Below are 9,463 nucleotides of genomic sequence, written 5' to 3' on the forward strand. Positions count from 1 at the left end.
GGACACCACTTTGTCTAATTCGTCAGATTCTGACCAGACGGTTCAGGCTGTACGCTTACGTTTGAAAGATGGCATGACCGTCTCTTTCCATCACTCTTTCCGTGGTGGTGACCTGACCGTCAATATGGTGATGGACGTCATCGCGAAGATGGGCTTTAAAAACCTGACTCTGGCATCCAGCTCCCTGAGTGATTGCCATGCGCCGCTGGTAGAACATATTCGTCAGGGTGTGGTCACCCGCATTTATACTTCTGGTCTGCGCGGTCCGCTGGCAGAAGAAATTTCCCGTGGTGTGCTGGCTGAACCGGTGCAAGTCCACTCCCATGGTGGTCGTGTACATCTGGTCCAGAGCGGCGAGCTGAACATTGACGTGGCTTTCCTCGGCGTCCCGTCCTGTGATGAATTCGGTAATGCCAACGGCTACACCGGTAAAGCCTGCTGCGGCTCTCTCGGCTATGCAATGGTTGATGCCGACAACGCAAAACAGGTCGTGATGCTCACCGAGGAACTACTGCCTTATCCGCATAATCCGGCAAGCATTGAGCAAGATCAGGTTGATCTGATCGTCAAAGTTGATCGCGTTGGCGATGCTGCAAAAATCGGCGCTGGCGCGACCCGTATGACCACTAACCCGCGCGAACTACTGATTGCCCGTAGCGCTGCGGATGTGATTGTCAACTCTGGCTACTTCAAAGAAGGTTTCTCCATGCAGACAGGTACTGGCGGCGCATCGCTGGCGGTAACCCGTTTCCTGGAAGACAAAATGCGTAGCCGCGATATTCGCGCCGACTTCGCCCTCGGCGGCATTACCGCGACGATGGTTGATCTGCACGAAAAAGGTCTGATCCGAAAACTGCTGGATGTTCAGAGCTTTGACAGCGACGCGGCGCAATCGCTGGCTCGTAACCCCAATCACATCGAAATCAGCGCTAACCAGTACGCTAACTGGGGTTCTAAAGGCGCATCGGTTGATCGTCTTGACGTGGTGGTACTGAGCGCGTTGGAAATTGACACCCAGTTTAACGTTAACGTGCTGACCGGCTCTGACGGCGTACTGCGTGGTGCTTCCGGCGGTCACTGCGATACCGCGATTGCCTCTGCACTTTCCATCATCGTCGCGCCGCTGGTACGCGGTCGTATTCCGACGCTGGTGGATAACGTGCTGACCTGCATCACCCCAGGCTCCAGCGTTGACATTCTGGTCACAGACCACGGTATCGCAGTTAACCCGGCACGTCCGGAACTGGCAGAACGTCTGCAGGAAGCGGGCATTAAAGTGGTGTCCATTGAGTGGCTGCGCGAACGTGCGCGTCTGCTGACCGGTGAACCACAGCCGATTGAATTCACCGACCGCGTCGTTGCCGTTGTGCGTTACCGCGATGGCTCGGTGATCGATGTTGTGCATCAGGTGAAGGAATAAGCCATGCACCTGCTCCCTGAACTCGCCAGCCACCACGCGGTTTCTATTCCCGAGCTGCTCATCAGCCGGGATGAGAGGCAAGCACGGCAACACGCCTGGCTCAAGCGCCACCCTGTTCCACTGGTCTCCTTTACCGTGGTTGCGCCTGGGCCGATTAAAGACAGCGAGGTCACACGCCGAATTTTTAATCATGGCGTGACAGCCTTGCGAGCCTTAGCCGCAAAACAGGGCTGGCAAATTCAGGAGCAGGCTGCACTGGTTTCTGCCAGCGGGCCGGAGGGTATGTTGAGTATTGCCGCCCCGGCTCGCGACCTCAAGCTCGCCACTATTGAGCTTGAGCATAGTCATCCTCTCGGGCGTTTATGGGATATCGATGTCCTGACGCCCGAAGGCGAAATTCTCTCCCGCCGCGATTATTCGCTGCCGCCTCGCCGCTGCCTGCTGTGCGAGCAAAGCGCAGCCGTCTGCGCGCGTGGAAAAACCCATCAACTGACTGATTTACTCAACCGCATGGAGGCGCTGCTGAACGATGTCGATGTCTGCAACGTCAACTAAAACCACAAAGCTTGCTGCGTCATTAATCAATGAATACGCCCTGCTGGGCTGGCGCGCCATGCTGACTGAAGTCAATTTGTCACCGAAACCCGGCCTGGTAGATCGCATTAACTGCGGTGCACACAAAGATATGGCACTGGAAGATTTCCACCGCAGCGCGCTGGCGATTCAGGGCTGGTTACCCCGTTTCATTGAATTTGGTGCCTGTAGTGCAGAAATGGCACCGGAAGCGGTACTCCACGGATTACGCCCAATTGGTATGGCTTGCGAAGGTGATATGTTCCGCGCCACTGCGGGCGTAAACACGCATAAAGGCAGTATTTTTTCTTTAGGGCTACTGTGCGCGGCGATTGGTCGTTTGCATCAGCTTAATGAGGCGGTAACGCCAAATACCGTTTGTTCGACGGCGGCAAGTTTCTGCCGCGGTCTGACCGATCGCGAACTGCGTACCAATAATCCACAACTGACGGCAGGTCAACGGTTGTACCAGCAGCTTGGCCTTACCGGTGCACGCGGTGAAGCTGAAGCGGGTTATCCACTGGTGATCAACCGCGCACTGCCGCATTACCTCACTTTGCTGGATCAGGGGTTAGATCCTGAACTGGCATTGCTCGATACCTTGCTCCTACTGATGGCGATCAACGGCGATACCAACGTTGCATCGCGCGGTGGCGAAGGGGGCCTGCGCTGGCTACAACGCGAGGCGCAAGCATTATTGCAAAAAGGGGGCATCCGAACCCCCGCCGATCTCGATTATCTTCGCCAGTTTGACAAAGAGTGTATCGAACGAAATCTCAGTCCAGGCGGCAGTGCCGACCTGCTGATTATTACCTGGTTTTTAGCACAGATTTAATTATTTAAGCACTTGATAAATTTTGAAATATTAATTTTCGGAGAACCCGTATGTCTTTAGCAAAAGATAATATATGGAAACTATTGGCCCCACTGGTGGTGATGGGCGTCATGTTTCTTATCCCTGTCCCCGACGGCATGCCGCCGCAGGCATGGCATTACTTCGCTGTGTTTGTGGCAATGATTATCGGCATGATCCTCGAGCCCATCCCGGCAACAGCGATCAGTTTTATTGCTGTCACTATTTGCGTTATTGGCAGTAATTATCTGCTCTTTGATGCCAAAGAATTAGCTGACCCAGCATTTAATGCACAAAAACAGGCGCTGAAATGGGGTCTGGCTGGTTTTTCCAGCACTACGGTATGGCTGGTATTTGGCGCATTTATTTTTGCATTAGGGTATGAAGTTTCCGGATTAGGTCGTCGCATTGCCCTTTTCCTGGTGAAATTTATGGGCAAACGCACGCTGACGTTGGGTTATGCGATTGTCATTATCGACATTCTGCTGGCGCCGTTTACACCGTCCAACACCGCGCGTACCGGGGGAACGGTTTTTCCGGTCATAAAAAACCTGCCGCCGCTGTTTAAATCATTCCCCAACGATCCATCTTCCCGACGCATTGGTGGCTATTTGATGTGGATGATGGTCATCAGTACCAGCCTTAGCTCCTCCATGTTTGTCACCGGCGCGGCACCGAACGTACTGGGTCTGGAGTTTGTCAGCAAAATTGCGGGCGTCCAGATTAGCTGGCTACAATGGTTCTTAAGCTTCCTGCCGGTTGGTATTATTTTGCTGATCGTTGCGCCGTGGCTTTCCTACGTGCTGTATAAGCCAGAAGTAACTCACAGTGCAGAAGTGGCAGCATGGGCCGGTGATGAACTGAAAACCATGGGCGCACTAAGCCGTAAAGAGTGGACGCTGATTATCCTGGTACTGCTTAGCCTGGGCTTGTGGGTATTTGGCGGCGAAATGATTGACGCCACTGCGGTTGGTCTGCTGGCGGTTTCACTGATGCTGGCCCTGCACGTTGTGCCGTGGAAAGACATTACCCGCTATAACAGTGCATGGAACACGCTGGTCAACCTGGCAACACTGGTTGTGATGGCTAACGGCTTAACCCGTTCTGGCTTTATCGACTGGTTCGCCAGCACCATGAGTACGCACCTGGAAGGATTCTCACCAAACGCAACGGTGATTGTACTGGTTCTGGTGTTCTACTTTGCGCACTACCTGTTTGCCAGCCTGTCTGCGCACACCGCAACCATGCTGCCGGTTATTCTGGCCGTCGGTAAAGGTATTCCGGGCGTACCAATGGAACAACTGTGTATCCTGCTGGTGCTGTCTATCGGTATCATGGGTTGTCTGACGCCGTATGCAACCGGTCCTGGGGTGATTATTTACGGCTGTGGCTATGTGAAATCAAAAGATTACTGGCGTCTTGGCGCAATCTTCGGGGTGATTTACATCTCTATGCTGCTGTTGGTTGGCTGGCCGATTCTCGCCATGTGGAACTAATACATTCGCCAAACGCTGAATAAATCATCACGCCCGCCAGGTAAGCCCACCTGGCGGGCTTTTTTATGATTTAATAGATAATATTCAGTGTATGTATGAGTTCCCCCCCCATGATGAAAGCATTCTGGCGTAACGCCACGTTACTGGCGGCTTCTCTGCTCCCCTTATCTTCTGCCAACGCCGTGGCGTTACAGGCAAAACAGTATGGCGATTTTGATCGATATGTCCTGGCGCTCTCCTGGCAAACAGGATTTTGCCAAAGTCAGCATGATCGAAATCGTAACGAACGGGATGAATGTCGTCTGCAAACCGAAACGCCCAACAAAGCTGATTTTCTGACCGTACATGGTTTGTGGCCGGGGTTGCCAAAATCAATCGCAGCGCGTGGCGTTGATGAACGCCGCTGGATGCGCTTCGGCTGCGCCACTCGCCCAATCCCAAATCGACCAGAAGCGCGCGCCAGCCGGATGTGTTCATCACCGGAAACCGGGTTATCGCTGGAAACGGCAGCTAAACTAAGTGAAGTCATGCCTGGCGCCGGTGGACGTTCCTGTCTGGAACGTTACGAATATGCCAAACACGGCGTCTGCTTTGGTTTTGATCCAGACGCATACTTCGGCACGATGGTACGCCTGAATCAAGAAATTAAAGAGAGCGAAGCTGGAAAATTCCTTGCGGATAACTACGGTAAAACAGTGAGCCGCAATGACTTTGACGCCGCATTTGCCAAAAGCTGGGGAAAAGAGAACGTGAAAGCAGTTAAGCTAACGTGCCAGGGTAACCCCGCGTATTTGACTGAAATTCAGATTTCGATCAAAGCTGACGCCATCAACGCTCCGCTTTCTGCAAAATCATTCTTGCCACAACCACACCCAGGCAACTGTGGCAAAACCTTTTTGATTGATAAAGCGGGTTATTAATCATGTATTTACAAAACATACTGAATCGTCTTCCATAAAACATGACGATTAAGATTTATACATAATGCGCTACATTGAGGAATTCCCTGAATGTGACGCTCATCACTTCAAAGAGTGAGCAACAGTCAGTATCATCATATGAGTTAAACCCTCGCCGCCTGACGGTGAGGGTTTTCTTTTGGGTATGTTTATCTGCGACACTCGCAGTACCGACGACATGGAGTAAAAATGTCCAGACCAACTATCATCATTAACGACCTGGATGCCGAACGCATCGATATTCTGCTGGAGCAACCCGCCTATGCTGGTTTGCCAATCGCCGGCGCGTTAAACGCAGAGTTGGATCGCGCCCAAATGTGTTCGCCAGAAGAGATGCCACACGACGTGGTGACAATGAACAGCCGGGTTAAATTCCGCAATCTTAGCGATGGCGAAGTGCGTGTGCGCACGCTGGTGTATCCGGCAAAAATGACCGATAGCAATACTCAGCTTTCCGTTATGGCCCCGGTAGGTGCCGCACTACTGGGGCTGCGCGTTGGCGACTCTATTCACTGGGAACTTCCGGGCGGCGTAGCAACCCACCTTGAAGTGCTGGAACTTGAATACCAGCCAGAAGCGGCTGGCGACTACCTGCTTTAATCCCATCTGCACAAGCGATAACTCGCTTTGCCCAGAGGATGCTCTTGCATCCTCTTTCCGCTCAAATATCAACCAGATTTATCATTTTGCTCTTAAGCGCCGCATTCTAATCTGAATTGGTTATTCACCTGCGGAACCTCATATGAGCGAAGCTCTCGGTATCACTGCGTTTTATATGTTCATAGCAGCGATTATTGTTGCTGCTGTGCTATACCTTGAACAACGCTGGTAGTGCCTGGTTTTATTTATTTTTCAGATCAATCACCATTTTATATTAAATCAGTATCACGAATCATAGATTCATAATCAATAATGTGCTGTTATGTATACATGCAAAAACAAGGAGAGAATGCTTATGTACAAAACAATCATTATGCCAGTGGATGTTTTCGAAATGGAATTGAGCGATAAAGCTATTCGCCACGCTGAATTCCTCGCCCAGGATGACGGTGTTATTCATCTACTTCACGTACTCCCAGGCTCAGCCAGCCTGAGCCTGCACCGTTTTGCCGCTGATGTGCGTCGTTTTGAAGAGCATCTGCAACATGAAGCAGAAGAACGTCTACAAACGATGGTCAGCCACTTCACCATCGATCCTTCGCGTATTAAACAACATGTCCGTTTTGGTAGCGTGCGGGATGAAGTTAACGAGTTAGCGAAAGAACTCGATGCAGATATCGTGGTGATTGGTTCGCGTAATCCTTCAATTTCAACCCATCTGTTAGGTTCTAACGCCTCGAGCGTGATCCGCCACGCCAATCTGCCGGTGCTGGTTGTGCGTTAATTGCCAGAATAAGTATCCCGCCCTGCCCGGAACCATCCCGGCAGGGCTTTTTTATTGCAATAAAAAAGCCGCCAGGTTTAACCCCAGCGGCTAAGCAATTGCAGGTGAATCTTACTTCTTCTTATGCAGTTTTGGTGCGAATCAGGTAGTCAAAAGCGCTCAGAGAGGCTTTGGCACCTTCGCCAGTGGCGATGATGATCTGCTTGTACGGAACTGTCGTACAGTCACCTGCGGCGAACACACCTTTGACGTTGGTTTCGCATTTCGCATCAATGATTACCTCACCCATGCGGTTACGTTCGACTGCGCCTTCCAGCCAGTTAGTGTTCGGCAGCAGACCAATCTGGACGAAAATACCGGCCAGTTCGATGTTGTGAATATCGCCGCTTACGCGATCACGATATTCCAGACCGACGACCTTGCTGCCGTCGCCTTTCACTTCTGTGGTTTGCGCGTTCAGAATAATATCGACATTTTTCAGGCTGCGCAGTTTGTCCTGCAATACCTGGTCAGCTTTCATTTCTGGAGCAAACTCAAGCAAAGTTACGTGCTCAACGATACCCGCCAGGTCGATTGCTGCTTCCACGCCAGAGTTACCGCCGCCGATGACCGCTACACGTTTGCCTTTAAACAGCGGGCCGTCGCAGTGCGGGCAGTAGGTCACGCCTTTGGTGCGATACTGATCTTCGCCCGGAACGTTCATGTTGCGCCATTTTGCACCGGTCGCCACGATAATGCTGCGTGCTTTCAGTACCGCGCCAGAAACTGTTTCAATCTGATGCAGGCCGCCTTCAACCGCTGCCAGGATCAGTTTGCTCGCGCTCTGGCTGTCAATCACATCAACGTCGTATTCATCAACGTGAACTTTCAGTGCACCAGCCAGTTTCTGGCCTTCAGTCTTCGGTACAGAAATGTAGTTTTCGATATCAACGGTATCAAGGATCTGACCACCAAAACGCTCGCCCATCAGACCGGTACGGATACCTTTACGTGCGGAGTAAATTGCTGCCGCCGCACCCGCCGGGCCGGAACCGACGATTAATACGTCATAAGCATCACGCTTGTTCAGCTCTTCTGCCGCACGTTTTTCCGCGCCAGTATCAATTTTGGCGACGATTTCAGAAATAGTCATGCGGCCCTGACCAAACTCTTTACCATTCACGAACACTTCCGGAACGCCCATGACGTTGCGATCGGTAATTTCGTTCTGGAAGGTGCCACCATCAATTGCAGTGTGCTTGATGCGCGGGTTCAGTACGCTCATCAGATTCAGCGCCTGCACCACGTCCGGACAGTTGTGGCAAGAGAGCGAGTAATAGGTTTCGAATTCAAAATCACCGTCAATATGGCGAATCTGCTCCAGCAGAGACTGCGCCTCTTTCGACGGGTGACCACCGGTCCACAGCAACGCCAGTACCAGCGAGGTGAACTCGTGGCCCAGCGGAGAGCCTGCAAAACGTGGCCCCTGGTTGGAACCAGGATTGGTGATCAGGAAAGACGGCTTACGCACCGGCAAGCTGTTATCTTCTTTGAAGGTGACTTTGTCTGACAGTTCTGCGATTTCAGCCAACAGTTCCTTGATTTCTGCCGATTTAGCGCTGTCATCCAGCGTGGCAATTAACTCAACAGGCTTGGTCAATTTCTCAAGGTATGCCTTGAGTTGAGTTTTCATATTTGTGTCGAGCATGTTTATCTCCTGGGCTTTAAACATCATCATGCAAGCGGCCTCTGCGGCTACCTGGATGCAGCTTGCATCATGGTGTAGAGAAGAAACGGGCACCTTTAGTACCCGTTATAAATGATGGATTTCTCATGTATTTCGCGCCGGAGTTGGTAGCGCGAAAGACGAAGGAAATTTAGATTTTACCAACCAGGTCCAGAGACGGAGCCAGAGTCGCTTCACCTTCTTTCCATTTAGCCGGGCAAACTTCGCCTGGGTGAGAAGCTACGTACTGAGCAGCTTTGATTTTGCGCAGCAGATCAGACGCGTCACGGCCAATGCCTTCAGCGGTAACTTCGATAGCCTGGATGATACCCTGCGGGTCAACGACGAAGGTCGCACGGTCAGCCAGACCTTCATCTTCACGCATGTTGTCGAAGTTACGGGTCAGGGCGCCAGTCGGGTCGCCGATCATCGCATATTTGATTTTAGCAATGGTTTCAGAGCTGCTGTGCCATGCTTTGTGGGTGAAGTGAGTATCGGTAGATACTGCGTATACGTCTACGCCCAGTTTCTGCAGTTCTTCATAGTGGTCAGCAACGTCACCCAGTTCGGTCGGGCATACGAAGGTAAAGTCAGCCGGGTAGAAGAAGAAGACGCTCCAGCGACCTTCGGTATCTTTTTCGGTGATTTCGATGAATTCGCCGTTTTTGAATGCCTGGTTTTTAAAAGGTTTAATTTTGGTGTTAATCAAGGACATCTATACTTCCTCCGTGTTTTCGATGAGATGTAAGGTAACCAATTTTTGCCGATTCGGCTAATGCGTTTCCATTATCAAATCGATAAGTTTTACCTTACAACCGTCGTAAGACAACTTTGTGAACTTTGCATCGCCAGCGGCGATAAAAAGTAAAATGGCCCCCTTTCCAGGTGACCGTGTAATCTGAACTACCCTTTGGTATCTTCAGCGCCTGCCGGCAGGCTGAGGTGTTGCCCTTACAAAGGCAACAACGACATGAATTACAACACCCTCATAAACAAAGGGCAATCACCTGATGTGACTGCTCCCCGCCGTAAACGGCGAGGCTTCCCACTTCTTAGGCTGCAACTGGCATAGA

Annotated in this window: 10 protein-coding genes; 8 read left to right on the top strand and 2 right to left on the bottom strand. The window is 51.5% G+C overall.

All coding sequences use genetic code 11. The features are described 5' to 3' along the window. The 8 genes from citF to uspG all read left to right on the top strand — a co-directional run. Positions 1-1,420: citrate lyase subunit alpha (gene citF / locus A7090_RS15425; protein ID WP_241957276.1), on the top strand; the 1,420-nt coding region annotated here is incomplete at its 5' end. 3 nt (positions 1,421-1,423) lie between these two features. Then, positions 1,424-1,975, top strand: coding sequence for a citrate lyase holo-[acyl-carrier protein] synthase (citX, locus tag A7090_RS15430; protein WP_105274679.1), 552 nt, complete (start codon positions 1,424-1,426; stop codon positions 1,973-1,975). After that, complete coding sequence (gene citG, locus A7090_RS15435; RefSeq protein WP_105274680.1) at positions 1,950-2,828, top strand: triphosphoribosyl-dephospho-CoA synthase CitG; 879 nt, start codon at positions 1,950-1,952, stop codon at positions 2,826-2,828. Before citX ends, citG begins: the two co-directional genes overlap by 26 nt. A gap of 50 nt (positions 2,829-2,878) precedes the next feature. Beyond that, entirely contained in the window at positions 2,879-4,342 is a 1,464-nt protein-coding gene (gene citT, locus A7090_RS15440) for a citrate/succinate antiporter CitT (protein WP_105274681.1), read from the top strand. A 113-nt stretch (positions 4,343-4,455) separates the two neighbouring features. Then, complete coding sequence (gene rna, locus A7090_RS15445; RefSeq protein WP_105274685.1) at positions 4,456-5,262, top strand: ribonuclease I; 807 nt, start codon at positions 4,456-4,458, stop codon at positions 5,260-5,262. 228 nt (positions 5,263-5,490) lie between these two features. Further along, the gene (rnk, locus tag A7090_RS15455; RefSeq protein WP_105274682.1) at positions 5,491-5,901 is read left to right on the top strand and encodes a nucleoside diphosphate kinase regulator; all 411 of its coding nucleotides are present in this window, start codon (positions 5,491-5,493) and stop codon (positions 5,899-5,901) included. Between the two features lie 142 nt (positions 5,902-6,043). After that, positions 6,044-6,133, top strand: coding sequence for a small membrane protein YldA (gene yldA, locus A7090_RS27055; RefSeq protein ID WP_274541176.1), 90 nt, complete (start codon positions 6,044-6,046; stop codon positions 6,131-6,133). A gap of 123 nt (positions 6,134-6,256) precedes the next feature. Further along, the gene (uspG, locus tag A7090_RS15460; RefSeq protein WP_105274683.1) at positions 6,257-6,685 is read left to right on the top strand and encodes a universal stress protein UspG; all 429 of its coding nucleotides are present in this window, start codon (positions 6,257-6,259) and stop codon (positions 6,683-6,685) included. 121 nt (positions 6,686-6,806) lie between these two features. Here the strand turns inward: uspG and ahpF are convergent, their stop codons facing one another. Next, complete coding sequence (gene ahpF / locus A7090_RS15465; protein WP_105274684.1) at positions 6,807-8,372, bottom strand: alkyl hydroperoxide reductase subunit F; 1,566 nt, start codon at positions 8,370-8,372, stop codon at positions 6,807-6,809. A 169-nt stretch (positions 8,373-8,541) separates the two neighbouring features. Next, positions 8,542-9,105 (bottom strand): alkyl hydroperoxide reductase subunit C, encoded by a 564-nt coding sequence (gene ahpC / locus A7090_RS15470; protein ID WP_000052796.1) that lies wholly within the window; start codon positions 9,103-9,105, stop codon positions 8,542-8,544. Between the last annotated feature and the right edge of the window lie 358 nt (positions 9,106-9,463).

The organism is Escherichia sp. MOD1-EC7003, from assembly GCF_002965065.1.
In the GTDB taxonomy this organism is placed as follows: Bacteria; Pseudomonadota; Gammaproteobacteria; order Enterobacterales; family Enterobacteriaceae; genus Escherichia.

Bases quoted from the DNA above. Each gene is read 5' to 3' on its own strand.
- citX (WP_105274679.1), top strand. From the start codon at position 1,424: ATGCACCTGCTCCCTGAACTCGCCAGCCACCACGCGGTTTCTATTCCC.
- citG (WP_105274680.1), top strand. From the start codon at position 1,950: ATGTCGATGTCTGCAACGTCAACTAAAACCACAAAGCTTGCTGCGTCA.
- citT (WP_105274681.1), top strand. From the start codon at position 2,879: ATGTCTTTAGCAAAAGATAATATATGGAAACTATTGGCCCCACTGGTG.
- rna (WP_105274685.1), top strand. From the start codon at position 4,456: ATGAAAGCATTCTGGCGTAACGCCACGTTACTGGCGGCTTCTCTGCTC.
- rnk (WP_105274682.1), top strand. From the start codon at position 5,491: ATGTCCAGACCAACTATCATCATTAACGACCTGGATGCCGAACGCATC.
- yldA (WP_274541176.1), top strand. From the start codon at position 6,044: ATGAGCGAAGCTCTCGGTATCACTGCGTTTTATATGTTCATAGCAGCG.
- uspG (WP_105274683.1), top strand. From the start codon at position 6,257: ATGTACAAAACAATCATTATGCCAGTGGATGTTTTCGAAATGGAATTG.
- ahpF (WP_105274684.1), bottom strand. From the start codon at position 8,372: ATGCTCGACACAAATATGAAAACTCAACTCAAGGCATACCTTGAGAAA.
- ahpC (WP_000052796.1), bottom strand. From the start codon at position 9,105: ATGTCCTTGATTAACACCAAAATTAAACCTTTTAAAAACCAGGCATTC.